37 protein-coding genes are annotated in these 24171 nt (G+C 63.4%); 8 read left to right on the forward strand and 29 right to left on the reverse strand.

Annotated features, from left to right (window positions below):
• Window positions 1-21: 21 nt before the first annotated feature.
• From ACYJP6_RS08915 to trxA, 3 genes are all read left to right on the forward strand, one after another.
• The gene (locus ACYJP6_RS08915) at window positions 22-486 is read left to right on the forward strand and encodes a YbaY family lipoprotein (RefSeq protein WP_459474681.1); all 465 of its coding nucleotides are present in this window, start codon (window positions 22-24) and stop codon (window positions 484-486) included.
• A complete protein-coding gene (locus ACYJP6_RS08920) occupies window positions 483-1130 on the forward strand; it encodes a class I SAM-dependent methyltransferase (RefSeq protein WP_459474682.1) in 648 nt (215 codons plus the stop codon). Before ACYJP6_RS08915 ends, ACYJP6_RS08920 begins: the two co-directional genes overlap by 4 nt.
• A 68-nt stretch (window positions 1131-1198) precedes the next feature.
• Window positions 1199-2068, forward strand: coding sequence for a thioredoxin (gene trxA / locus ACYJP6_RS08925; protein WP_459474683.1), 870 nt, complete (start codon window positions 1199-1201; stop codon window positions 2066-2068).
• Between the two features lie 125 nt (window positions 2069-2193).
• Here trxA and ACYJP6_RS08930 read toward each other — a convergent pair whose 3' ends face one another.
• Window positions 2194-2544 (reverse strand): hypothetical protein, encoded by a 351-nt coding sequence (locus tag ACYJP6_RS08930; RefSeq protein WP_459474684.1) that lies wholly within the window; start codon window positions 2542-2544, stop codon window positions 2194-2196.
• A gap of 122 nt (window positions 2545-2666) precedes the next feature.
• Here ACYJP6_RS08930 and ACYJP6_RS08935 point away from each other — a divergent pair, with 122 nt between their 5' ends.
• From ACYJP6_RS08935 to ACYJP6_RS08955, 5 genes are all read left to right on the forward strand, one after another.
• Complete coding sequence (locus ACYJP6_RS08935) at window positions 2667-3209, forward strand: ZrgA family zinc uptake protein (protein ID WP_459474685.1); 543 nt, start codon at window positions 2667-2669, stop codon at window positions 3207-3209.
• A 7-nt stretch (window positions 3210-3216) separates the two neighbouring features.
• Entirely contained in the window at window positions 3217-3924 is a 708-nt protein-coding gene (locus ACYJP6_RS08940) for an ABC transporter ATP-binding protein (protein ID WP_459474686.1), read from the forward strand.
• Window position 3925: 1 nt separating this feature from the next.
• Window positions 3926-5179, forward strand: a complete 1254-nt coding sequence (locus ACYJP6_RS08945) for an ABC transporter permease (protein ID WP_459474687.1) — start codon at window positions 3926-3928, stop codon at window positions 5177-5179.
• 12 nt (window positions 5180-5191) lie between these two features.
• Window positions 5192-5686 carry a DUF3299 domain-containing protein gene (locus tag ACYJP6_RS08950; RefSeq protein WP_459474688.1) on the forward strand — a complete coding sequence of 165 codons (495 nt, stop codon included), beginning with the start codon at window positions 5192-5194 and terminating at the stop codon, window positions 5684-5686.
• 94 nt (window positions 5687-5780) lie between these two features.
• Window positions 5781-6470, forward strand: a complete 690-nt coding sequence (locus tag ACYJP6_RS08955) for an OmpW/AlkL family protein (protein ID WP_459474689.1) — start codon at window positions 5781-5783, stop codon at window positions 6468-6470.
• 72 nt (window positions 6471-6542) lie between these two features.
• On the opposite strand, the gene ACYJP6_RS08960 is transcribed toward ACYJP6_RS08955, so the two are convergent.
• From ACYJP6_RS08960 to rplB, 28 genes are all read right to left on the reverse strand, one after another.
• The gene (locus tag ACYJP6_RS08960) at window positions 6543-7472 is read right to left on the reverse strand and encodes an NAD-dependent epimerase/dehydratase family protein (protein ID WP_459474690.1); all 930 of its coding nucleotides are present in this window, start codon (window positions 7470-7472) and stop codon (window positions 6543-6545) included.
• On the reverse strand, window positions 7465-8364 hold the full coding sequence (locus ACYJP6_RS08965) for a sugar nucleotide-binding protein (RefSeq protein ID WP_459474691.1): 900 nt from the start codon (window positions 8362-8364) through the stop codon (window positions 7465-7467). Before ACYJP6_RS08965 ends, ACYJP6_RS08960 begins: the two co-directional genes overlap by 8 nt.
• Before the next feature lie 87 nt (window positions 8365-8451).
• Window positions 8452-10656 (reverse strand): YccS family putative transporter, encoded by a 2205-nt coding sequence (gene yccS / locus ACYJP6_RS08970; protein WP_459474692.1) that lies wholly within the window; start codon window positions 10654-10656, stop codon window positions 8452-8454.
• A gap of 146 nt (window positions 10657-10802) precedes the next feature.
• Entirely contained in the window at window positions 10803-12260 is a 1458-nt protein-coding gene (locus ACYJP6_RS08975; protein ID WP_459474693.1) for a catalase, read from the reverse strand.
• Between the two features lie 199 nt (window positions 12261-12459).
• The gene (gene rplQ / locus ACYJP6_RS08980; protein ID WP_007161227.1) at window positions 12460-12849 is read right to left on the reverse strand and encodes a 50S ribosomal protein L17; all 390 of its coding nucleotides are present in this window, start codon (window positions 12847-12849) and stop codon (window positions 12460-12462) included.
• A gap of 44 nt (window positions 12850-12893) precedes the next feature.
• Complete coding sequence (locus ACYJP6_RS08985) at window positions 12894-13895, reverse strand: DNA-directed RNA polymerase subunit alpha (protein WP_059316454.1); 1002 nt, start codon at window positions 13893-13895, stop codon at window positions 12894-12896.
• 22 nt (window positions 13896-13917) lie between these two features.
• Entirely contained in the window at window positions 13918-14538 is a 621-nt protein-coding gene (gene rpsD / locus ACYJP6_RS08990; protein ID WP_017640289.1) for a 30S ribosomal protein S4, read from the reverse strand.
• A 16-nt stretch (window positions 14539-14554) separates the two neighbouring features.
• Entirely contained in the window at window positions 14555-14944 is a 390-nt protein-coding gene (gene rpsK / locus ACYJP6_RS08995; RefSeq protein WP_003281811.1) for a 30S ribosomal protein S11, read from the reverse strand.
• A 30-nt stretch (window positions 14945-14974) separates the two neighbouring features.
• The gene (gene rpsM, locus ACYJP6_RS09000; protein WP_007161230.1) at window positions 14975-15331 is read right to left on the reverse strand and encodes a 30S ribosomal protein S13; all 357 of its coding nucleotides are present in this window, start codon (window positions 15329-15331) and stop codon (window positions 14975-14977) included.
• A 130-nt stretch (window positions 15332-15461) separates the two neighbouring features.
• A complete protein-coding gene (gene rpmJ, locus ACYJP6_RS09005) occupies window positions 15462-15578 on the reverse strand; it encodes a 50S ribosomal protein L36 (protein ID WP_002555468.1) in 117 nt (38 codons plus the stop codon).
• Window positions 15579-15608: 30 nt separating this feature from the next.
• On the reverse strand, window positions 15609-16940 hold the full coding sequence (gene secY / locus ACYJP6_RS09010) for a preprotein translocase subunit SecY (RefSeq protein WP_133860560.1): 1332 nt from the start codon (window positions 16938-16940) through the stop codon (window positions 15609-15611).
• Window positions 16941-17375 carry a 50S ribosomal protein L15 gene (rplO, locus tag ACYJP6_RS09015; protein ID WP_007161232.1) on the reverse strand — a complete coding sequence of 145 codons (435 nt, stop codon included), beginning with the start codon at window positions 17373-17375 and terminating at the stop codon, window positions 16941-16943.
• Between the two features lie 3 nt (window positions 17376-17378).
• Window positions 17379-17561, reverse strand: a complete 183-nt coding sequence (gene rpmD / locus ACYJP6_RS09020) for a 50S ribosomal protein L30 (protein ID WP_059316457.1) — start codon at window positions 17559-17561, stop codon at window positions 17379-17381.
• A gap of 2 nt (window positions 17562-17563) precedes the next feature.
• On the reverse strand, window positions 17564-18064 hold the full coding sequence (gene rpsE / locus ACYJP6_RS09025; RefSeq protein ID WP_058760892.1) for a 30S ribosomal protein S5: 501 nt from the start codon (window positions 18062-18064) through the stop codon (window positions 17564-17566).
• Window positions 18065-18067: 3 nt separating this feature from the next.
• Window positions 18068-18418: a 50S ribosomal protein L18 gene (gene rplR, locus ACYJP6_RS09030; protein ID WP_007161235.1), complete on the reverse strand. Its 351-nt coding sequence runs from the start codon at window positions 18416-18418 to the stop codon at window positions 18068-18070.
• Between the two features lie 10 nt (window positions 18419-18428).
• Window positions 18429-18962: a 50S ribosomal protein L6 gene (gene rplF, locus ACYJP6_RS09035; protein ID WP_058760894.1), complete on the reverse strand. Its 534-nt coding sequence runs from the start codon at window positions 18960-18962 to the stop codon at window positions 18429-18431.
• A gap of 11 nt (window positions 18963-18973) precedes the next feature.
• Window positions 18974-19366 (reverse strand): 30S ribosomal protein S8, encoded by a 393-nt coding sequence (gene rpsH / locus ACYJP6_RS09040; RefSeq protein WP_007161237.1) that lies wholly within the window; start codon window positions 19364-19366, stop codon window positions 18974-18976.
• A gap of 162 nt (window positions 19367-19528) precedes the next feature.
• Window positions 19529-19834, reverse strand: coding sequence for a 30S ribosomal protein S14 (gene rpsN, locus ACYJP6_RS09045; protein WP_145013008.1), 306 nt, complete (start codon window positions 19832-19834; stop codon window positions 19529-19531).
• A 13-nt stretch (window positions 19835-19847) separates the two neighbouring features.
• Window positions 19848-20387 (reverse strand): 50S ribosomal protein L5, encoded by a 540-nt coding sequence (gene rplE / locus ACYJP6_RS09050; protein WP_007161239.1) that lies wholly within the window; start codon window positions 20385-20387, stop codon window positions 19848-19850.
• Window positions 20388-20406: 19 nt separating this feature from the next.
• Window positions 20407-20721 (reverse strand): 50S ribosomal protein L24, encoded by a 315-nt coding sequence (rplX, locus tag ACYJP6_RS09055; protein ID WP_017640283.1) that lies wholly within the window; start codon window positions 20719-20721, stop codon window positions 20407-20409.
• 12 nt (window positions 20722-20733) lie between these two features.
• Window positions 20734-21102: a 50S ribosomal protein L14 gene (gene rplN, locus ACYJP6_RS09060; RefSeq protein ID WP_007161241.1), complete on the reverse strand. Its 369-nt coding sequence runs from the start codon at window positions 21100-21102 to the stop codon at window positions 20734-20736.
• A 12-nt stretch (window positions 21103-21114) separates the two neighbouring features.
• Window positions 21115-21381: a 30S ribosomal protein S17 gene (rpsQ, locus tag ACYJP6_RS09065; protein ID WP_007161242.1), complete on the reverse strand. Its 267-nt coding sequence runs from the start codon at window positions 21379-21381 to the stop codon at window positions 21115-21117.
• Window positions 21382-21383: 2 nt separating this feature from the next.
• Window positions 21384-21575 carry a 50S ribosomal protein L29 gene (rpmC, locus tag ACYJP6_RS09070; protein WP_007161243.1) on the reverse strand — a complete coding sequence of 64 codons (192 nt, stop codon included), beginning with the start codon at window positions 21573-21575 and terminating at the stop codon, window positions 21384-21386.
• Entirely contained in the window at window positions 21575-21988 is a 414-nt protein-coding gene (rplP, locus tag ACYJP6_RS09075; RefSeq protein ID WP_017640282.1) for a 50S ribosomal protein L16, read from the reverse strand. The genes rpmC and rplP overlap by 1 nt, the downstream gene beginning before the upstream one ends.
• 12 nt (window positions 21989-22000) lie before the next feature.
• Complete coding sequence (gene rpsC, locus ACYJP6_RS09080) at window positions 22001-22690, reverse strand: 30S ribosomal protein S3 (protein WP_007161245.1); 690 nt, start codon at window positions 22688-22690, stop codon at window positions 22001-22003.
• Window positions 22691-22703: 13 nt separating this feature from the next.
• A complete protein-coding gene (rplV, locus tag ACYJP6_RS09085) occupies window positions 22704-23036 on the reverse strand; it encodes a 50S ribosomal protein L22 (protein WP_007161246.1) in 333 nt (110 codons plus the stop codon).
• A 12-nt stretch (window positions 23037-23048) separates the two neighbouring features.
• Window positions 23049-23324 carry a 30S ribosomal protein S19 gene (gene rpsS / locus ACYJP6_RS09090; protein WP_007161247.1) on the reverse strand — a complete coding sequence of 92 codons (276 nt, stop codon included), beginning with the start codon at window positions 23322-23324 and terminating at the stop codon, window positions 23049-23051.
• A gap of 18 nt (window positions 23325-23342) precedes the next feature.
• The gene (gene rplB / locus ACYJP6_RS09095) at window positions 23343-24164 is read right to left on the reverse strand and encodes a 50S ribosomal protein L2 (protein ID WP_459474695.1); all 822 of its coding nucleotides are present in this window, start codon (window positions 24162-24164) and stop codon (window positions 23343-23345) included.
• Window positions 24165-24171: the final 7 nt, after the last annotated feature.

Consider the following 24171-nt stretch of genomic DNA (forward strand, 5'->3'; position numbering starts at 1 on the left):
CCGCGACCTACGGATCCTGCCATGACCCCACGCCTGCTCCTGCCCCTGCTGCTCACCAGCCTGCTCGCCGCCTGCTCCAGCCCGCCCGAAACCACGCCGTCGCGCCCCGCCACCCCGGCCGAAGAGCCGGTCCCGGTGACCGGTGCCCCCACCCCGGCGAACCTGCGCGAGATTTCCGGCGTGCTGCGCAATGCCCAGGGCCTGGTCCCGGCCGGCGCCCAGGTGGAAATCGCCCTGCTGGCGGTGAATGCCAAGGGCCTGCCGCAGCGGCTGCTGGCCAGCGAGACGGTGACCGGCAAGGGCGCGCCCCTGGCTTTCCGCCTGCCCTTCAACCCGGACATCTTTCCCACCCGCCCGGACCTCAAGGTGGAATTCCATGCCCGCCTGATCCAGGCTGGCCAACTGGCCAGCTACCTGCCGCCGGTGAACGTCGGCGGGCCGACCACGCAGAATCTCGGCGAACTGGTGTTGAACCAGACGCCGTGACGCCTCCAGACGATCTCGCCGCCGCCCTGACGACGCTGCTGGGCGACGCCCGCCTCTGCCTGCAGGGGCTGCCCGGCAGCGACCTGTCGCTGTGGCTGATCGACCCGGCCAACATGGTGCGGGCCTTTTCCCCCGCGGAAACCCAACGCCTGCTGGAGGCACCACCCTACTGGGCCTTCTGCTGGGCCAGCGGCCTGGCCCTGGCGCGCTGGATCGCCGCCCACCCCGAGCGAGTCCGCGGGCGCCAGGTACTGGATTTCGGCAGCGGGTCGGGCATCGCCGGTCTCGCCGCCGCCCGGGCCGGCGCAGCGCGGGTAGTCTGCTGCGACCTGGATCCGCTGGCGCTGGCGGCCTGTCGCGCCAACGCCCAGGCCAACGAGCTGGTCATCGAGACCCTGGGTGATCTCCACGCCAGCCGCGAGCGCTTCGAGCTGATTCTCGCCGCCGATGTCCTCTACGATCGCGCCAATCTACCGTTGCTGGCAGATCTGCAGAATCGCGCCGCAGCAATCCTGCTGGCCGACTCGCGGGTACGCGACCTGGTCCACCCCGGTTTCACCCGCCTCGCCGAACTCCAGGCCTGCACCCTGCCGGATCTCGCCGAGCCGGACGAATTCCGCCGCGTGACGCTCTACCAGGGCTGAGCCGGACCACCTTGTTTCCAAGCCCGGCGCCCCCACCTATAGTGCATCTTTCGTTTGCCGAGTCCGCCATGAGCCAGGTCCCCTACATTTTCGACGCCACCCTCGACACCTTCCAGCAGCAGGTCATCGATACCTCCTTCACCACCCCGGTGCTGGTGGACTTCTGGGCCGAGTGGTGCGCGCCCTGCAAGGTGCTGATGCCGCTGCTGGCCAAGATCACCGAGTCCTACGGCGGCGCCCTGCACCTGGCCAAGGTCAACTGCGACATCGAGCAGGAGCTGGTGATGAGATTCGGCATCCGTAGCCTGCCCACGGTGGTGCTGTTCAAGGATGGCCAACCGGTGGACGGCTTCGCCGGCGCCCAGCCCGAGTCGGCCATCCGTGCCCTGCTCGAACCACACGTCCAGGCCCTGCCGCCGGCCGAGGAAGATCCGCTGGAAGCGGCCCAGGCGCTGTTCGCCGAAGGTCGCTTCGCCGAGGCCGAGGCGCTGCTCAAGGCCCTGCTGGAGCAGGACAACAGCAACGCCCTGGCCCTGATCCTCTATGCCCGCTGCCTGGCCGAGCGCAATGAACTGGACGACGCCCAGGCGGTGCTGGACGCGGTGAAAGGCGATGAGCACAAGCAGGCCCTAGCGGGCGCTCGTGCCCAGCTGACCTTCCTGCGCCAGGCCGCCAGCCTGCCCGAGGTCGCCGACCTCAAGAGCCGCCTGGCCCGCGATGCCCATGACGACGAGGCCGCCTACCAGTTGGCCGTGCAGCAACTGGCCCGCCAGCAGTACGAACCGGCGCTGGACGGCCTGCTGGAGCTGTTCCGCCGCAACCGCGGCTACGGCGACGACCTGCCGCGCAAGACCCTGGTGCAGGTCTTCGATCTGCTGGGCAACGACCATCCGCTGGTCGCCACCTATCGCCGCCGGCTGTACCAGGCGCTGTACTAAGCGCCAGTCGACAACGGCTGCGTCACCCCGGACGCAGCCTTATCCGCCGCGAGAGCCCTCCCGGCGCGGTGGACATCCCGTAGCGTGGAAAACCGCGCAGCGTTTTCCACTACCCCGCTCCAGCCTCATCCCTGCCAGATATAGAACTGCGCCTCCCCCACCCGCTCCATGCGCACCTGGGGACTGTGCCTCAGCCGCACCAGCAGTTGCTTGGCCACCCCGAGATTGCCGGTCAGCTTTTCCAGGGCCACGAGAATGTCCGGTCCGCTGAGCCGCCCGGCGGAGCTGAGCAGTTTCACCACCTGATCCCACAGCATGTCACCGCCCGACTTGGGCGCACTCGCCGGAGCCGCCGCGTGGGCGGCTACCGCTTCCGGCGGCCGCAGCGCAGCGGCCAGGCGCTGCCATTCGGAATCTTCCAGCTCGACCGTGAGATCCACGGGCTGGCTGCCGATGGTTCCGCGGATGCGTACCATGGTGTTCTCCTCGTCTTGCGAAGGCCCATGCTCCCACAGCCATCGACCTTCGCCAAACCAGGGTTGCGGCGCGGAAAAGCTACAACATAACATAGCGCCTTGCCGCCCACTGGAAGCCCCCCATGCGCCTGCCCCTGTTGTCCCTCTGTCTCGCTGCCGCGCTCGCCCAACCCGCCTTCGCCCACGATACCCAGGACGAGCACGACCACGGTGCCCTCGGTGCCCACGTCCATGGCGAATCCCATCTCGACCTGGCCCAGACCGACACCGGCCTGGAGCTGCAATGGAGCAGCCCCGCCGCCGATCTGCTGGGCTTCGAACACGCGCCACACAGCCAGGCGGAAAAAGACGCCGTCGCCGCCCTCCAGCAATCCCTGCAACAGCCCCAGGCACTGGTGAAACTGCCGGCCGCGGCCGGTTGCCAGCTGGCCAAGGCCAGCGCGGAGAGCCCGCTGTTCGCCAAGGACTCCAGCGCCAGCGGCCATCTGGACGTGGACGCCAGCATGAGCTTCACCTGCAGCAAGCCCGCTGCCCTCGACAGCCTGGACCTTTCCGGCTGGTTCGCCCGCTTTCCCAACAGCCACAGCGTCGAGGTCCAGGCCATCGTCGCCAGTGGCCAGCAGGGTGCCGAACTCACCGCCCAGCAGCCCCGGCTGAAATGGTGAGAACCTCGTGACCACCGCGCCCCTGGTCGAGATCCAGGACCTGGGCTTTGCCTGGCCCGGCCAGCGCGAGTGCCTGGACATCCGGCACTTCAGCCTGGCGCCGGGCGAGACGCTGTTCCTCGAAGGCCCCTCGGGCAGCGGCAAGACCACCCTGCTCGCCCTGCTCGGCGGCGTGCAGCGCCCCAGCCGCGGCCAGGTGCGCCTGCTGGGGCAGGACCTGGGCCAGCTCGCCACCGCCCGGCGCGACCGCTTTCGTGTCGACCACAGCGGCTTTCTCTTCCAGCAATTCAACCTGCTGCCCTTTCTCTCGGTGCTGGACAACGTACTGCTGCCTTGCCAGTTCTCGACACTGCGCCGCGAACGCGCCAGCACGCGCCACGGTGATCCCCGGGGCGCGGCCCTCACCCTACTGCGTGCCCTGGGCCTGACCGACCCCGGCCTGCCCACGCGGCCCGCTCGCGAACTGTCCATCGGCCAGCAGCAGCGGGTGGCCGCCGCGCGAGCGCTGATCGGCCAACCGGAGCTGGTGATCGCCGACGAACCCACCTCGGCCCTCGACACCGACCACCGCGACGCCTTTCTGCAGCTGCTGTTCGCCGAGTGCGCCGCCGCCGGCGCCGGCCTGTTGTTCGTCAGCCACGACCGCAGCCTGGCGGGCCGCTTCGACCGCCACCTGACCCTGGCCCAGCTCAACGCCGCCCGGCCGGAGACCTAAGATGCCGCTCCTCTCGCTAGCCTGGGCCAGCCTGCGCAATCGCCGCGCCACCGCCCTGCTCACCGTCTTCACCATCGCCGTCTCGGTGGCCCTGCTGCTGGGCGTCGAACGCCTGCGTACCGAGGCCAAGGCCAGCTTCGCCAGCACCATCGCCGGTACCGACCTGGTGGTGGGCGCCCGCTCCGGCGCGGTCAACCTGCTGCTTTACTCGGTGTTCCGCATCGGCAACGCCACCAACAACATCCGCTGGGAAAGCTACGAGAAACTCGCCGCCGACCCGCGCGTCGCCTGGACCATCCCGCTGTCCCTGGGCGATTCCCACCGCGGCTACCGGGTACTGGGCACCGACGGCAACTACTTCGCCCACTACCACTATGGCCGCAACCAGCCCCTGCGGCTGGCCCAGGGCCGGCCCTTCGCCGACGTCTTCGAGGTGGTGCTGGGCACCGAGGTGGCCAAGGCGCTGCACTATCGGCTGGGTGACCGGATAGTGCTGGCCCATGGCGTCGCCACCATCAGCCTGACCGAGCACAGCGACCATCCCTTCACCGTGGTCGGCATCCTCGCCCCCACCGGCACCCCGGTCGACCGCACCCTGCACATCCCCCTGACCGGCATGACCGCCCTGCACCTGGACTGGCGCGGCGGCATGCCCGGCCCTTCGCTGAGCGATGCCGAGGTCCGTAAGCGCGACCTCACGCCCAAGGACCTCACCGCCGCCCTGGTCGGCCTCAAGAGCCGGGTGGCTACCTTCGCCCTGCAACGCGCCATCAACGACTACGGCGGCGAACCCCTGATGGCCATCCTACCGGGGGTCGCCCTGCAGGAGCTCTGGGGCCTGCTCGGCACCGCGGAACAGGCGCTGCTGGTGATGTCGCTGTGCGTGGTGCTCACCGGCCTGGTGGGCATGCTCACCGCCTTGCTCGCCAGCCTCAACGAAAGGCGCCGGGAGATGGCCATCCTGCGCTCGGTGGGGGCCCAGCCGCGCCACCTGTTCGGCCTGCTGCTGGCCGAGGCGCTGGGCCTCACCCTGGCCGGCTGCCTGGGTGGCCTGGCCTTGCTCTATGGCGCCATCGCCCTGGGGCGGCCCTGGTTGCTGGCGGAATACGGCCTGGCATTGCCGCTGGACTGGCCCTCGCTCTACGATGGGCAACTGCTCGGCGGCATCCTGCTCGCGGCCCTGGTGCTCGGCTGCATCCCGGCCTGGCGCGGCTGCCGCCAGGCCCTCACGGACGGGTTGTCCGTGCGCTTGTAGACGAGGCTTCCCATGCGCCTGGCGCTCCTGCTGTTGCTGATCTGGCTGCCCTGGGTGCAGGCCGAACCCCGCCAACTCGCCTGGCGGGAGCTGGTCCCGGCCGATGCACCGCGCTTCAATCCGGGCAGCATCGACCATGGTCTTGGCGAAGACGGCCCGGCCGCCAGCCAGCCCTGGCCAGACGCCCCCACGGTCGCCGCCCTGGAGGGCCAGGAGGTGCGCCTGCCCGGCTACGTGGTGCCGCTGATGGTCACCGACGAGGGCGAGGTCAACGAATTCCTGCTGGTGCCCTACTACGGCGCCTGCATCCACGTCCCCCCGCCGCCGGGCAACCAGATCGTCTACGTCAAGGGCAGCCACGACCTCTGGCTGTCCAAGCTGCACCTGCCCTATTGGGTGGAAGGCCGCCTGGGCGTGGGCACCCAGCGCAGCGAGGTGGCCGTCGCCGGCTACTGGATGCAGGCACAGCGCATCCTCCCCTATATCCTCAAGGGGGACGGCTCCTGAGCGATCTCGCCCGCCCTTGAGCGAGATCAAGAGTCCGCTGGCCCGCCTTCGCTAGGCTGCTCCGAGCCTCTTTCAGCGCCTTCGGAGCCCTGCCATGCGTCCTCTCTTCCGTCTCAGCCTGCTCGCCCTCGCCCTGGCCACCCCGCTCGCCCAGGCCCACCAGGCCGGCGACATCATCCTGCGCGCCGGCGCCATCACCGTGGATCCCCACGAGCGCAGCTCCGACGTCAAGATCGACCGGGGCGCCCTGAGCGGCGCCAATCTCGGCGGCAAGGCGAGCATGGACAGCGATACCCAATTGGGGCTCAACGTTGCCTACATGCTCACCGACCACCTGGGCCTCGAGCTGCTGGCGGCCACGCCCTTCGAGCACCAGGTCAACATCAAGGGCACCGGGCTGGACGCCGCCAACGGCAAGCTGGGCAGCCTCAAGCACCTGCCACCGACCCTGAGCCTGGTCTACTACCCCCTGGACGCCAAGGCGACGTTCCAGCCCTATGTCGGCGCCGGCCTGAACTACACCTGGATTTACGACGAGCACGTCGGCAGCGGTGCCAGCGCAGCCGGCTTCGACAATTTCCGCGCCGACAACTCCTGGGGCTGGGCCGCCCAGGTGGGTGCCGATGTCATGCTCACCGACCGGGTGATGCTCAACGCCCAGATCCGCTACATCGATATCTCGACCACCGCCCACGTCGACAACACCGCCCTTGGCGCCCGCGCCAAGGTCGATCTGGACGTGGATCCCTGGGTGTACATGGTCGGCCTGGGCTATCGCTTCTAAGCCAAGGTAGGCGCTGAGACAGCGCCACCGTCGAAGCCCGACAGGCCAGGGATGGCCCCTGGCCCCCAGTCGCTAGTCCCGCAACAACGCCGCCAATCCAGCGCCCATGCTCGTGGGGCGGCTGAAATCGAAGCGCTCGCGCAGGCGACGATTGTCCGCCTTGGAATGCCGGATATCCCCCGACCGCGCCGCGCCATGGGTCACCTCCGGCAGGCCACCCAGCACCTGGCCGATCTCGGCCAGCAGGCCGTTGAGGCTGATGGTGTCACCGCGACCCACGTTCACCGCCCCCGGCGCCAGCTCGGCAGCCTCCAGTGCCTGCAGCAGAATGCCCACCAGGTCGGCGACATAGACGAAGTCACGGGTCTGCTCGCCGTCACCGAACACCGTGATCGGCGTCCGGCGCCGGGCACGCTCGGTGAAGATGCTGATCACCCCGGAATAGGGCGAGGACGGATCCTGACGCGGTCCATAGATGTTGAAGAAGCGGAAGATCGCCGGTTCCAGCCCATGCTGGCGGCGATAGAAATCCAGGTAGTACTCGCCGGCCAGCTTGTCCGCCGCATAGGGCGTGAGGGGCGCCTTGGGCAGCTCCTCGTCGATGGCCTGGCCCTGGCCGTTGGCGCCATACACCGCCGCGCTGGAGGCATAGACCACCCGCTTGATCCCGGCCTTGCGCATGGCCTCGCAGAGATTCAGGGTGCCGATGAAATTGGCCTTGTGGGTACCGACCGGATCCTCGACGGACGCCTGCACCGAGGCGACCGCCGCCAGATGCACCACCGCCGCGCAGCCAGCGACCGCGGCCTCCAGCGTCGCGGCATCGGCCACATCGCCTACCCGCAGCTCGAGGCGCTCGTCGTCCAGCGGCAGATTCTCCCGCTTGCCGGTACTCAGGTCGTCCAGTACCCGCACCCGCTTGCCTTGCGCGAGTAGCGCATCGGCCAGATGGGAGCCGATGAAACCGGCACCGCCAGTGATCAGAATGGGCGCATCACTCATCGAAACCTACCTCGTCCTGCCGAAAGCCCTGCAGTAGCGCCGGCAGCTCCTGCTGCCAGCGCCGCGCCTTGATACCGAAGGTGTTGAGCAGCTTGCGGCTGATCAACACCCCCTGTTGTGGCTCTTCCGCGGCGTCCGTGCGCTCCAGGTGAGGCACCTCCTGCCATTCGCAGCGCACCGGCCGCTCGAACTCCTGCCAGAGTCTGGCCACGGTCTCGGCCAGGCCCAGCTCCGAGACCGCCTCCTGGGCACCATAGTGATAGGTGCCCCAGAGCGGCGCGCCGCAGTCGAGCTGCTTGATGATGGCCACCAGCACCCGGGCGACATCGTCGACGGTGGTGGGATTGCCACGCCGGTCGCCGGCCAGCGGGACCACCTGTTCGGTGCCCAACTGACGCAGCAGTCGGCCCAGGCGCCCGTCACGGGAGTCGTCCAGCACCCAGCCCAGGCGCAGCAGGATGTGCATCGGGCACAGCGCCCGCACCAGTTGTTCGATTCGCCAGAGCGCCTCGCCGCGGGGCCCCGGGGGCCGCGGAAGATCCTTTTCACTATAGCCGGCGACGCGCGAGCCATCGAAAAGCTGATAGCCGGACGGCTGGATCAGCGGAATCTGGTAGTGCTGGCACAGGCCGGCCAGCCGCTGCACGGCCAGCGCCTGGCGCTGCAGCAGCGCCGGATCCACCGCCGCCGCCTGCAACCAGTCGCGGTAATAGGCCAGATTGATCACGGCGCCCGGCCGCACGCGGTCCAGCGCCTCGGTCAGGCCGGCGGCGTACCAGCCTTCCGCGGGGATCTCGGGAGCGATGAAGTCGATGCCCGCTTCGGCACCCGCGGTCAGCAGCGCCTTACCCAGGGCGCTCTCCCCGCCCACTACTAGAAGACGCATACGCATGAATGGGAACAGCCTTCAGACCAGCATAAACAGGCGTCGAACGATTCGACGGACATCGGCCAACATAGCGCGTCGCGCCAGCCTTGCTCAAGCATCGGCGGCAACCGCGTCCGGTTGTTCGCGGGTTTGTTCGCGCAGCGTATGGTTGGCGGCGCTCTTGAGATTGGGCAGCAGGCGGCAGATCAAGGCCAGCTGGGTACACACCAGCCGATAGCCATCGTCGTTGCCATCCGCTGCCGCTTCCAGCTCATCGGCCAGGCTACTTTCCTCCTCGGCGGTCGGCGGCAGGCTGCGGCGTTCAGCCACTGCCGCGGCGATGGCCTCCATGCCCTCGGCGATCCGGGTCACGGCGCGCTCCACTAGGGCATCGTGCTCGGCCGCTTCCAGCTGGCGGCGATGCGCGCCCAGGGCCGACAGGTAGCCCAGCAGGGTGTTGGACAGCGCCAGATAGCGAAAGCCGGCCTCCAGGTTGCGCCGGAAATGCCCGGGATCCCGCAGCATGTTGGCCAGGGCCGCGGACAGCGTCGCGTCGGCATTGTGGGCGTTGCGCCGCGCCACCCGGTAGTCGAGGTCATCGCGCTTGCCGGTGCGGTACTGCTCGTGCAGCCGCCGCAGGTAGAGCGCGTTGGTGCGCAGGGTATTGGCCATCACCAGGTGCAGGCGCCGCCCCTGCCAGTCCGGCAGCACGAAGAACACCGCCAGCACCGCGATCAGGCAACCCAGCAGGGTATCCAGCAGCCGCGGCCAGATCAGCATGAAGCCATTACCCACCTGGTTGAAGCAGAACAGCACCATCAGGGTGATGGCCGCGGTGGCCACGGTATAGCGATCGGTCCGGGTGATGAAGAACACCAGCCCGGCCACCAGCGCCAGCAGCAGCTGGATCTCCGCCTGGGTGAACAGCTCCAGCAGGGCGCTGCCCAGCAGCAGGCCGATCACCGTCCCCACGATCCGCTGGACCAGGCGTACCCGCGTCGCGCCGTACTGCGGCCGGCAGACGAACACCGTGGTGAGCAGGATCCAGTAGCCATTAACCGGATGGATCAGGTGCAGGACGCCATAGCCGGTCATCAATGCCAGGGCCATGCGCAGGCCATGGCGGAACAGCAGCGAGGTCGGGGTCAGTTGCAGGCGGATGCGCTGGAACACCTCGCGCAGGGAGCGCGCCGCGGGATCGAGTAGGCTGGTATCGAGATCCGCCGCGCCGGAGTCGCTGGTGCCGGCTTCGGAGAATTGCCGCTCCAGCGTCGAGAGGTTGTGGCCGAGCAGATCCAGCGAGCGCAGCAAACCGCGCCAGCGCGGATTCTGCTGCTGCTTGAGGTACTCCAGCGAGGCTTGGAGGTCGGTCAGGCCCTGCTGGCTCTGCTGGCCGTATTCGAAGGGCTGACCGAGCCGGATCGCCTCGCCCAGATTGAAACAGGCCGCGGCCTGCAACTTGAGCAGGCGCTGGCAGCGGAACAGGATATCGCTGTGGAAGAAGGCCTCGGTGAGGGCGCTGTAGGGATAGTGCGACGAGCTGGCGCGCTCATGGATATCCTGGGCCATGAAGTACAGCCGGAAATAGCGACCGGACCGCGCGCCCGGTCGTCCCGAGCGGCCGAAGCGGCTGAGGATGGTCGCCTTGGCCTGGTTCAGCGCCTGCACCACCTTGCCGTTCTGCTGGGCCAGCAGCACGCGCCGCCGGTGCAGGTCGACACCGCGCACCGGTTCGAGCATCTCGGCCTTGAGCTTGAGGAAGATGCCCAGCTCGCCATAGAGCGCGAACAGACTCTGGCGCACGGGCTGATGGGCGAACAGGGTGCACCAGAGCACCGACAGCACCCCGTACCACAGGGCCCCGGCCAGCAGGTGCGCCGGCTCGTACCACAATGGTACCTGGGCCCCCAGGCGCTGGTCCACGCCGATCATGGCATAGATGGACAGGATCACCGTGGCCTGGGCGACCGAGGCGTAGCGCTCACCGATCGCCCCCAGCATGGTCAGGCTGAAGGTGGCGAGTCCCAGGCCCACCACGAAGATCCAGGGATAGGGAAACAGCAACTCCACGGCGAAGGCCGCCACGGTGAAGCACAGCAGCGTCACCACCAGCGACTTCAGGCGCCCCAGCCAGCTGTCGTCGGTTTCCGCCAGGGCACTGGCGATGATGCCGAGGAACACCGGCGACAGCGACCGCAGGTCACCCAGCGACCAGCAGACGGCCATGGCGCCGCTCAGGGCGACGAAGACGCGGACGCCATAGCTGGCTTTTTCATGCGCCCAGAACTGACGCAAAGACACCCCGAACACTGTCATGACGGCAAAGCGAGCCTCGTGTTTTCGCGCTTGATGCGAACCTTAGCACTGCGACGTCGCCAGAGGCGTCCGAGACAGCCTTTCAGGCACTTTTTTAACGGACGAAAAAAAGCCCGGCGATCGCCGGGCTGTTTTCCGTGCCTGCGTCAGGCCACTTCGCTGGGATCTATCCCCAGGCCCTTGGCGACACCCAGGCCGTAGGCGGGATCGGCCTTGAGGAAGTGACCGATCTGGCGCAGTTGCACCTCTCGGGTCACCGAACCCAGGGCACCGACGATGTTGCCGATCAGCAGTGCCTGCTGGCCGGGGCTCATCAGGCGGAACAGGGCACCGGCCTGGCTGAAGTAGTCCTCGTCGACGCGGTGGTCGTAGCGATCGGCCGGACCGGCGAAATTCAGCGCCGGCTCCCGGTACTGCGGCGCCTGCTTGGGCGTATGGCCATAGCTGTTCGGCTCGTAGTTCGGCAGGGAGCCACCGTTGCCATCGAATCTCATGGCGCCGTCACGCTGGTTGTTGGCGTAAGGGCAGCGCGGGGCATTAACCGGCAGTTGCTGGTAGTTGGTCCCCACCCGATAGCGCTGGGCATCGGCATAGGCGAACACCCGGCCCTGCAGCATGCGATCTGGCGACAGGCCGACGCCGGGCACCACGTTGCTCGGTGCGAAGGACGCCTGCTCCACTTCGGCGAAGTAGTTCTGCGGATTGCGGTTGAGTTCCAGTACGCCGACTTCCTGCAGCGGATAGTCCTTCTGCGACCAGACCTTGGTCACGTCGAAGGGGTTCTCGGCGCGGCCAGCGGCTTCCTGCTCGCTCATCACCTGGATGCACATCGTCCAACGCGGGTATTCGCCGCGCTCGATGGCCTGGAACAGGTCGCGCTGGCTGTAGTCCGGATCGGTACCGGCCAGGCGCGCCGCCTCGGCCGGAGGCAGGTTCTTGATGCCCTGCTGGCTCTTGAAGTGGAACTTCACGAAGTGCCGCTCACCCTGGGCATTGATCAGGCTGAAGGTATGGCTGCCGAAGCCATGCATGAAGCGATAGCCGTCCGGAATGCCGCGATCAGAGAACAGGATGGTGACCTGGTGCAGCGATTCCGGCGACAGCGACCAGAAGTCCCACATCATCTGCGGACTCTTCAGGTTGCTCCAGGGATCACGCTTCTGGGTGTGGATGAAATCCGGGAATTTCAGCGGGTCGCGGATGAAGAACACCGGGGTGTTGTTGCCGACGATGTCCCAGTTGCCTTCTTCGGTGTAGAACTTCAGGGCGAAACCCCGGGGATCGCGCTCGGTATCCGCCGAGCCTCGCTCGCCGCCCACGGTGGAGAAGCGCAGGATGGTCTCGGTCTGCTTGCCCACGCTGGCGAACAGCTTGGCACTGCTGAGGTGGGTGATGTCCTGGGTCACGGTGAAGGTGCCGAAGGCAGCGGAGCCCTTGGCATGTACCCGACGCTCGGGGATGACTTCACGGTTGAAGTGCGCCAGCTTCTCGACCAGATGGAAGTCGTCGAGCATCAACGGACCGCGCGGACCGGCAGTACGGGAATTCTGGTTATCGGCCACCGGAATGCCGCTGGCGGTGGTAAGGATCTTGGTATCGGTCACAGGCTGTCTCCCTCTGGATAGCGTTGGCTGATCGCCTGAGGGAAGTATCGCCAAGGCAATACTTTAGGACTAATTTATTGATCCTAGCGTCCTGATAGAAAATTACCTTACGTCTTTTTCTGTTCCGTCTAAACTGTCCACCAACGGCCGGACATGAAAAAGCCGGGCAAAAGCCCGGCTTTTTCCAGAACGCGGCTACTTATTCAGCAGCCTGTTCCACGGTACCGCCGACCGGACGGTCGATCAGCTCGACGTACGCCATGGGCGCATTGTCGCCAGCGCGGAAGCCGCACTTCAGGATACGCAGGTAGCCGCCCGGACGGTTGGCGTAGCGCTTGCCCAGGTCGTTGAACAGCTTGCCGACGGCAGCTTTCGAACGGGTACGGTCGAAAGCCAGGCGACGGTTGGCGACGCTGTCTTCCTTGGCCAGAGTGATCAGCGGCTCGGCAACGCGGCGCAGTTCCTTGGCTTTCGGCAGGGTAGTTTTGATCAGCTCGTGCTCGAACAGCGACACAGCCATGTTCTGGAACATGGCCTTGCGGTGTGCGCTCGTGCGGCTCAGATGACGACCACTTTTACGATGACGCATGATTGAAATTCCTTCCCAAACTATCGTTCGGTGAACAATGACGATCAGGCAGTAGCCTTGTCGTCCTTCTTAAGGCTTGCAGGGGGCCAGTTGTCCAGGCGCATACCGAGCGACAGACCACGGGAGGCCAGAACGTCCTTGATTTCGGTCAGGGACTTCTTGCCCAGGTTCGGGGTCTTGAGCAGCTCCACTTCGGTACGCTGAATCAGGTCACCGATGTAGTAGATGTTCTCCGCCTTGAGGCAGTTGGCCGAACGAACGGTCAGTTCCAGATCGTCTACCGGACGCAGCAGGATCGGATCGATCTCGTCTTCCTGCTCGACTACGACCGGCTCGCTGTCGCCCTTGAGGTCGACGAACGCTGCCAGCTGCTGCTGCAGGATGGTGGCGGCACGGCGGATGGCTTCTTCCGGATCCAGGGTACCGTTGGTTTCCAGGTCAAGCACCAGCTTGTCCAGGTTGGTACGCTGTTCGACCCGGGCGTTTTCCACCACATAGGCCACGCGACGAACCGGGCTGAACGTAGCGTCGAGCTGGAGACGACCGATGGCACGGGTTTCGTCTTCTTCGCTCTGACGCGCATCGGCGGGCTCATAGCCACGACCGCGCGCGATTTTCAGCTTCATGTTCAGCGAACCGTTGTCCGCCAGGTGGGCGATGACGTGCTCACCGTTGACGATCTCGACGTCGTGATCGACCTGAATGTCGGAGGCCAGAACCGGCCCCTGACCTTTCTTGCTCAGGCTCAGGGTGACTTCGTCACGACCGTGCAACTTGATGGCCAGACCCTTGAGATTGAGCAGGATCTCGATCACGTCTTCCTGCACGCCTTCGATGGCGCTGTACTCGTGCAGGACACCGTCGATCTCTGCTTCGACTACCGCGCAGCCAGGCATGGAGGACAACAGGATACGCCGCAGCGCGTTGCCCAAGGTATGGCCGAAACCACGCTCGAGAGGCTCGAGGGTGATCTTGGCACGGGTCTGACTAACCGCCTGCACATCGATATGGCGGGGGGTCAGGAACTCATTTACCGAACTCTGCATGGATGCACCTACTTTCTAGCCCTTACTTGGAGTAGAGCTCGACAATCAGGTTTTCGTTGATGTCGGCGGAGAGATCACCACGGGCCGGCACGCTCTTGAAGGTGCCTTCCTTTTTCTCGGTGCTCACTTCGACCCACTCAACCCGGCCACGCTGGCCGCACAGCTCGAGAGCTTGAGCGATACGCAGCTGGTTTTTGGCCTTTTCGCGGACAGCGACGACGTCACCGACCTTGACCTGATAGGAGGGAATGTTGACGGTCTGACCGTTAACGGTGATCGACTTGTGGGAGACCAGCTGGCGCGATTCAGCGCGAGTGGCGCCGAAGCCCATGCGATACACCACGTTGTCCAGACGGCACTCGAGCAGTTGCAGCAGGTTTTCACCGGTAGCGCCCTTACGACGGGCAGCTTCCTGGTAGTAACCGGCGAACTGACGCTCGAGCACGCCATAGATACGGCGGACTTTCTGCTTTTCACGCAGCTGCAGACCGTAGTCGGACAGACGACCGCGACGCTGACCATGCTGGCCAGGAACGGTTTCCAGCTTGCACTTCGAGTCGAGGGCGCGGGCGCCGCTCTTTAGGAAGAGGTCAGTGCCTTCGCGGCGGGACAGTTTGCACTTGGGACCAATGTAACGAGCCATTTCTCACTGTCTCCTATTACACGCGACGCTTCTTCGGCGGACGGCACCCGTTATGCGGGATGGGCGTCACGTCGGTGATGCTGGCGATCTTGTAACCACAGGCATTCAGGGCACGAACAGCGGACTCACGGCCGGGGCCGGGACCTTTGACGTTCACGTCCAGATTCTTCAGACCATATTCCAGAGCGGCTTGACCGGCGCGCTCGGCTGCAATCTGGGCAGCGAACGGGGTGCTCTTACGGGAGCCACGGAAGCCGGAGCCACCGGAGGTCGCCCAGGACAAGGCATTGCCTTGACGATCGGTGATGGTCACGATGGTGTTGTTGAAAGACGCGTGGATATGGGCGATGCCATCAACCACTGTCTTTTTGACTTTCTTACGAGGACGAGCAGCAGGTTTTGCCATGACTAGATTCCTGTCGATTCGCGGATGCGATTACTTGCGGATCGGCTTGCGCGGGCCCTTACGGGTACGGGCATTGGTCTTGGTGCGCTGACCACGGACCGGCAGACCACGGCGGTGACGCAGACCGCGGTAGCAACCCAGATCCATCAGGCGCTTGATGTTCATGTTGATTTCGCGGCGCAGGTCACCCTCGGTGAGGATTTTGGCGACCTCATTACGCAGCTGATCGACCTGCTCGTCGCTCAGTTCTTTGATCTTGGCGGTCGGCTCGATGCCGGTGGCCGCGCAGATCTTCTGAGAGGTGGTGCGACCGACACCATAGATGTAGGTCAGCGAGATAACAGTATGCTTGTTATCTGGAATGTTGACGCCTGCAATACGGGCCATTCAGAAAAACTCCAATTGACAGCTACCGACGCCCCGGAAGCCAAGAAAAGGGCGCGCGATATTAACGCTGTAGGAACAAATGATCAACCCGGCAGCACACTAGCTGCCGGGTTAAACGCGTGATTCACACTCAGCCTTGGCGCTGCTTGTGACGCGGTTCAGCGCTGCAGATCACGCGCACGACGCCTTCGCGGCGAATGATCTTGCAGTTACGGCACAGCTTCTTGACCGATGCACGAACTTTCATGACAACTCCTCTAACCTTACGGGTAACGGCTCAGCGCATCATGCCGCCGCCGTAGCCCTTCAGGTTGGCTTTCTTCATCAGGGACTCGTATTGATGAGATACGAGATGGGATTGGACCTGGGACATGAAGTCCATGACCACTACCACCACGATCAGCAACGAGGTCCCGCCGAGATAGAACGGCACGTTCGCCGCGACCACCAGGAACTGGGGCAACAAGCACACCGCCGTCATGTACAGGGCACCGAACATGGTGAGTCGGGTCAGCACGCCATCGATGTAGCGAGCGGACTGTTCACCAGGACGAATACCCGGGATGAACGCCCCGGATTTCTTCAGGTTCTCGGCCACGTCCTTGGGGTTGAACATCAGCGCCGTATAGAAGAAGCAGAAGAAAATGATCCCTGCACTAAACAGCAAGATGTTCAGCGGCTGGCCGGGGGCGATGGCCTGAGCCACGTCCTGCAACCAACCCAGACCTTCGGACTGACCGAACCACGAACCGAGCGATGCCGGAAACAGCAGAATGCTGCTGGCGAAGATCGCCGGGATGACCCCGGCCATATTCACCTTGAGCGGCAGGTGGCTGTTCTGCGCAGCGAAGACCTTGCGGCCCTGCTGACGCTTGGCGTAGTGCACCGCGATGCGACGCTGACCACGCTCGATGAACACCACGAAGGCAATGATGGCCACGGCCACCACACCCACCATGATCAGCGCGAAGATGTTGATATCGCCCTGCCGTGCCGACTCGAAGGACTGACCGATGGCGCGAGGCAAGCCCGCGACGATACCGGCGAAGATCAGCATCGAGATGCCATTGCCGATACCGCGCTCGGTAATCTGCTCACCCAGCCACATCATGAACAGTGCGCCAGCGACGAACGTGGTGACAGCGACGAAGTAGAAGCTGAAGCCCACGCTGAACGCGACACCCTGACTGGCGAGTCCTACCGACATCCCGGTGGCCTGAACGAGCGCCAGAACCAGCGTGCCGTAACGGGTGTACTGGCTGATCTTGCGACGACCAGACTCACCCTCTTTCTTCAATTGCTCCAGCTGTGGGCTGATCGCGGTAAGCAGCTGCATGATGATCGAGGCCGAGATGTACGGCATGATCCCCAGTGCGAAGATGCTCATCCGCTCCAGCGCACCGCCGGAGAACATGTTGAAGAGGCTAAGAATGGTCCCCTCGTTCTGCCTGAACAGTGCAGCCAGCTGATCGGGATTGATACCCGGAACAGGGATGTGCGCACCGATCCTGTAGACGATGATCGCCAGGAACAGGAATCGGAGGCGGGTCCACAGCTCGGACATACCACCGGTCTTGCTGAGCGCAGAGAGAGCACCTTGCTTAGCCATTTATTCCTCGATCTTGCCGCCAGCTGCTTCGATGGCTGCACGTGCACCCTTGGTGGCACCAATGCCCTTCAGGGTGACGGCACGAGTGACGTCGCCGGACAGCACGACCTTCACACGCTTAATGTCGCGGCTGATCACGTTGGCGTCTTTCAGTGCCTGCAGATCGACGACGTCGACATCGACCTTGGCCAGCTCGGAGGTACGAACCTCGGCACGGTCCAGGGCCTTCAGCGAAACGAAGCCGAACTTGGGCAGACGACGGTGCAGCGGCTGCTGGCCGCCCTCGAAACCGGGGGCAACCTTGCCACCGGAGCGGGAGGTCAGACCCTTGTGGCCGCGGCCACCGGTCTTGCCCAGGCCGCTACCGATACCACGACCGGGACGCAGCTTCTCGCGGCGAGCGCCGGGAGCGGAACGCAGATCGTTCAATTTCATGACTTAACCCTCCACACGCAGAAGGTAGTAGGCCTTGTTAATCATGCCGCGGTTTTCAGGAGTGTCCTGAACTTCGACGGTATGATTGATGCGACGCAGGCCGAGACCCTTGACGCAAGCCTTGTGATTGGCCAGACGGCCATGGACGCTCTTGATCAGCGTGACCTTGACGGTTGCATTAGCCATGATCAGAGGATCTCCTCGACGCTCTTGCCACGCTTGGCGGCAACAGCTTCCGGCGCTTGCATGTGCTTGAGACCTTCGAAGGTCGCGTACACCACGTTTACCGGGTTGGTGGAGCCGTAGCACTTGGCCAGGACGTTCTGCACACCAGCCACTTCCAGCACGGCGCGCATGGCACCGCCGGCGATGATGCCGGTACCTTCGGAAGCGGGCTGCATGTACACCTTGGAGGCGCCATGGGCGGCCTTGACCGGGTACTGCAGGGTGGTGCCGTTCAGATCCACCTGGATCATGTTGCGGCGAGCAGCTTCCATCGCCTTCTGGATGGCGGCAGGCACTTCACGGGCCTTGCCACGGCCGAAGCCAACGCGGCCCTTGCCATCGCCAACCACGGTCAGAGCGGTGAAGGCGAAGATACGGCCGCCTTTCACGGTTTTGGCTACGCGGTTAACCTGAACCAGCTTCTCGATGTAGCCTTCGTCGCGCTTTTGATCGTTATTTGCCATGACTTAGAACTCCAGCCCGCCTTCACGAGCAGCGTCGGCCAGCGCCTTGACGCGACCATGGTACTTGAAGCCAGAACGATCAAAGGCCACCTGGGTAACGCCAGCGGCCTTGGCACGCTCGGCGACCAGCAGACCAACTTTCTTGGCCGCCTCGACGTTGCTGGTAGCGCTCTCGCGCAGTTCTTTGTCCAGCGTAGAAGCGCTGGCCAGGACCTTGCTGCCGTCGGCCGCGATGACCTGGGCATAGATGTGCTGGGAAGAGCGGTACACGCACAGACGGACCACTTCCAGTTCGCGCATCTTCAGGCGAGCCTTGCGAGCGCGACGCAGTCGGGTTTCTTTCTTGACGGTCATTTGCTATGCCCTACTTTTTCTTGGCTTCTTTACGGTGGACGACTTCGTCGGCATACCGTACACCCTTGCCCTTGTAAGGCTCCGGCGGACGGAAACCACGAATCTCAGCCGCAACCTGGCCGACCAGCTGCTTGTCGATACCCTTGATCAGGATGTCGGTCTGGTTGGGGGTTTCTGCGGTGATGCCTTGCGGCAGTTCGTAGTCCACGGGGTGAGAGAAGCCCAGAGCGAGGTTTAGCACCTGACCTTTGGCCTGGGCCTTGTAGCCCACACCGACCAGTTGCAGCTTGCGCTCGAAGCCCTGGCTGACGCCGATCACCATGTTGTTGACCAGGGCACGGGTGGTGCCGGCCATCGCACGGGTCTGCTGATCGCCATTGCGAGCGGCGAAACGCAGCTCACCGGACTCTTGGGTAACTTCCACGGACGGATGGACCTTCAGCTCCAGAGCGCCCTTGGCACCCTTGATCGAAAGCGCCTGACCGGCCAGATTAACTTCGACGCCCGCAGGCAGTCTTACGGGGTTCTTAGCAACGCGAGACATGCTGATTCCCCTTAGAAGACTGTGCAGAGCACTTCGCCGCCAACACCAGCAGCACGGGCTGCGCGATCAGTCATCACACCTTTGTTGGTGGAAACGATCGACACGCCCAGACCGCCACGCACTTTCGGCAGCTGATCAACGGCTTTGTACTGGCGCAGACCGGGACGGCTGCTACGCTTGAGTTCTTCGATGACAGGCTTGCCTTCGAAGTACTTCAGCTCGATGGACAGCGACGGCTTGGCTTCCGCGCTGACCTGAAAATCCGCGATGTAACCTTCGTCCTTGAGGACTTTGGCAACGGCAGCCTTCAGCTTGGAAGAAGGCATGCTCACAACGGCCTTTTCAGCCATCTGGGCATTACGGATACGAGTTAGCATGTCTGCTAACGGGTCCTGCATACTCATGGGCTATTAGCTCCTAATACAGAAATTGAGCCTTCCGGCTCTCAAAATCACCCCTCGGCAACAGGCCGATTCGGGCGAGCCGAGCATTCTAGAGATGGGCCAGAAACGAATCAAGCCCCAAAAGGGGCTTGATTCAATTACCGCGATGAAAGGCGCTAGCTGTTACCAGCTGGCCTTCACCAGGCCGGGCACGTCACCGCGCATGGCTGCTTCACGCAGCTTGATGCGGGACAGACCGAACTTGCGGTACACGCCGTGCGGACGGCCGGTCAGGCGGCAGCGGTTACGCAGGCGGCTGGCGCTGGCGTCACGGGGCTGCTTCTGCAGGGCGACCTGGGCATTCCAACGGTCCTCGGGGGAGGCGTTGACATTACCGATGGTCGCCTTCAACTCGGCGCGCTTCTTGGCGAACTTGGCAACCGTCTGCTGACGCTTCAGCTCGCGGTTAATCATGCTTTGCTTAGCCATCTGAAGACCTCAATCAGTTACGGAACGGGAAGTTGAACGCGCGCAGCAGCGCACGGCCTTCCTCGTCGGTACGAGCGGTGGTGGTCAGGGTGATGTCCATACCACGCAGCGCATCGATCTTGTCGTAATCGATTTCCGGGAAGATGATCTGCTCTTTCACGCCCATGCTGTAGTTGCCGCGACCATCGAAGGACTTGGCATTCAGGCCGCGGAAGTCACGTACGCGCGGCAGGGAGATGGACAGCAGACGATCCAGGAATTCGTACATGCGATCGCTACGCAGGGTCACCTTGACGCCGATCGGCCAGCCTTCGCGAATCTTGAAGCCAGCAATGGAATTGCGGGCATAAGTCACGACCGGCTTTTGACCAGCGATCTTTTCCAGGTCGGCTACAGCGTTGTCGATGATCTTCTTGTCACCGACCGCTTCGCCCAGACCCATGTTCAAGGTGATCTTGGTGATGCGCGGAACTTCCATCACGTTACCCAGCTGAAGCTGCTCTTTCAGCTTGGGCGCGATTTCCTTCCGATAAATCTCTTTCAATCGAGCCATGGTGATCTACCTAGCAGCTTCAGGCCTGGACCGCTTTTTGGGTCGACTTGAAGATACGAATCTTCTTGCCGTCTTCGACTTTGAAACCAACGCGGTCAGCCTTGTTGGTCTCGGAGTTGAAAATGGCAACGTTGGAGACATGCAGAGGGGCTTCTTTCTCTACGATGCCACCCTGAACGCCCAGCATGGGGTTGGGCTTGGTATGGCGCTTGATCAGGTTGACCCCACCAACGACCAGACGGTCATCGGCGAGCACCTTCAGCACCTTGCCACGCTTGCCCTTGTCCTTGCCGGCAATGACGATTACCTCGTCGTCACGACGAATCTTTTGCATGTCGGCTACTCCTTACAGCACTTCGGGGGCAAGGGAGACGATCTTCATGAACTTCTCGGAGCGAAGTTCACGGGTCACCGGCCCAAAGATACGGGTGCCAATCGGCTCTTGCTTGTTGTTCAGCAGAACCGCGGCGTTACCGTCGAAGCGGATGATGGAACCGTCGGTGCGGCGGACGCCGTGCTTGGTACGCACGACGACAGCAGTCATCACCTGACCTTTCTTCACCTTGCCGCGCGGAATTGCTTCCTTGACGGTGACTTTGATGATGTCGCCGATGCCGGCGTAGCGGCGGTGGGAACCGCCGAGCACCTTGATGCACATCACGCGACGAGCGCCGCTGTTGTCGGCGACGTCAAGCATGGATTGAGTCTGGATCATGGCTCTCTACCCTTATACCTGAACGGCGCGCTCGACGACGTCAACCAGGGTCCACGCCTTGGTCTTGGCCAGCGGGCGGGTTTCGCGAATGGTGACCAGGTCACCAATGCGGCACTGATTGGTTTCGTCGTGAGCGTGCAGCTTGGTGGAACGCTTCACGTATTTGCCGTAGATCGGGTGCTTGACGCGACGCTCGATCAGTACGGTGACGGTTTTGTCCATCTTGTCGCTGACCACTCGGCCGGTCAGCGTACGGACAGTTTTTTCAGCTTCAGCCATGATCACTTACCTGCTTGCTGGTTCAGCACAGTCTTGACGCGAGCGATGTCGCGCTTCACTTGCGAGAGCATGTGAGACTGACCCAACTGGCCAGTTGCCTTCTGCATACGCAGATTGAACTGGTCACGCAGCAGGTTGAGAAGCTGCTCGTTCAGCTCCTCTACGGATTTCTCACGCAAATCTTTCGCTTTCATCACATCACCGTCCGCTTAACAAAGGAGGTTTCGAGCGGAAGCTTGGCAGCGGCCAGGGCGAATGCCTGACGAGCCAGATCCTCGGAAACACCCTCGATCTCGTACAGGACCTTGCCCGGCTGGATCTGGGCTACCCAGTACTCGACACTACCCTTACCTTTACCCATCCGCACTTCGAGAGGCTTCTTGGTGACAGGCTTGTCAGGGAAGACGCGGATCCAGATCTTGCCGCCACGCTTCACGTGACGGGTCAGCGCACGACGTGCGGATTCGATCTGGCGAGCGGTCAGACGGCCACGGCCGACAGCCTTCAGCGCGTACTCGCCGAAGCTGACCTTGCTACCGCGATGAGCCAGACCACGGTTGTGGCCGGTCATCTGCTTGCGGAATTTTGTACGCTTGGGTTGCAGCATGTTGCGTACTCCTTACTTAGCAGCAGCTTTTTTGCGCGGAGCCGGGGCGACGGGCTTCAGTTCTTCCTGGCGGCCACCAATGACCTCACCCTTGAAGATCCAGACCTTCACACCGATCACACCGTAGGTGGTGTGAGCTTCCGCAGTGGCGTAGTCGATATCGGCACGCAGGGTGTGCAGGGGCACACGACCTTCGCGATACCACTCGGTACGGGCGATTTCAGCACCGCCCAGACGACCGCTCACCTGAATCTTGATGCCTTTGGCACCAATGCGGATCGCGTTCTGCACGGCGCGCTTCATGGCACGACGGAACATCACACGACGCTCAAGCTGCTGCGCAACGCTCTGCGCAACCAGGGCACCGTCGAGCTCCGGCTTGCGGATCTCTTCGATGTTGATGTGCACGGGCACACCCATTCTTGCGGTCAGGTCCTGACGCAGCTTCTCGACATCCTCACCCTTCTTGCCGATCACGATACCGGGACGGGCGGTGTGGATGGTGATGCGTGCGGTTTGAGCCGGGCGATGAATATCGATACGGCTTACGGACGCGCTTTTTAGTTTGTCCTGGAGGTACTCACGAACCTTCAGGTCGGCCAGCAGATAGTCCGCATAAGTGCGCTTATCCGCGTACCAGACCGAAGTGTGCTCCTTGACGATACCCAGGCGAATGCCATTGGGATGTACTTTCTGACCCATCTGATCGACTCCGTTACTTGTCCGCAACCTTGACCGTGATATGGCAAGACCGCTTCACGATGCGATCAGCACGACCTTTGGCACGCGGCATGATGCGCTTGAGCGAACGACCTTCGTTTACGAAGACAGTGGAAACCTTCAGGTCATCCACGTCGGCGCCTTCATTGTGCTCGGCGTTGGCCACGGCCGACTCCAGCACTTTCTTCATGATTTCAGCGGCTTTCTTGCTGCTGAAAGTCAACAGGTTGAGCGCTTCGCCCACCTTCTTCCCGCGGATCTGGTCGGCGACCAAGCGGGCTTTCTGGGCGGAGATACGAGCGCCCGACAGCTTAGCGGCTACTTCCATCTTCCTTACCCCTTAACGCTTGGCTTTCTTGTCAGCCGCATGACCGCGATAGGTGCGGGTAGCAGCGAACTCGCCGAGTTTGTGGCCGACCATGTCTTCGTTCACCAGAACGGGGACATGTTGACGACCGTTGTGCACAGCGATGGTCAGGCCGACCATCTGCGGCAGGATCATCGAACGACGCGACCAGGTCTTGATCGGCTTGCGCTCGTTTTTTTCCACCGCGACTTCGATCTTCTTCAACAGGTGAAGATCGATAAAAGGACCTTTCTTCAGAGAACGGGGCACAGTCGAATCCTCTACTGATTACTTGCCGCGACGGACAATCATCTTGTCGGTACGCTTGTTGGAGCGCGTCTTGAGACCCTTGGTCTTGACGCCCCATGGCGAAACCGGATGACGGCCACCGGAAGTACGACCTTCACCACCACCGTGCGGGTGATCGACCGGGTTCATGGCAACACCACGAACGGTCGGACGCACGCCACGCCAGCGGGTGGCACCGGCCTTACCCAGCGAACGCAGGCTGTGTTCACCGTTGGACACTTCGCCCAGGGTGGCACGGCACTCGGACAGCACCTTGCGCATTTCACCGCTGCGCAGGCGCACGGTGACGTAGGCGCCTTCGCGGGCGACCAGCTGAGCGGAGGTACCGGCGGAACGAGCGATCTGAGCGCCTTTGCCAGGCTTCAGCTCGATACCGTGGACGGTGCTACCGACCGGGACGTTGCGCAGCGGCAGGTTGTTGCCGGCCTTGATGGGAGCGCCAGCGCCGGACAGCAGCTGATCACCAGCAACAACACCCTTGGGGGCGATGATGTAGCGACGCTCGCCATCGGCGTACTTCAGCAGAGCGATGTGCGCAGTACGGTTCGGATCGTATTCGATACGCTCAACGACGGCAGGGATGCCATCCTTGTTGCGACGGAAATCGACCAGACGATAGTGCTGCTTGTGACCACCGCCGATGTGACGAGTGGTGATACGACCGTTGTTGTTACGGCCGCCGGACTTGCTCTTCTTCTCCAGCAAAGGAGCGTAAGGCGCGCCCTTGTGCAGATCAGCGTTGACCACCTTGACCACAAAGCGGCGGCCAGCGGAGGTCGGCTTGCATTTTACGATTGCCATGATGCCC

The sequence above is a fragment of the Pseudomonas sp. No.117 genome (genome assembly GCF_054558395.1).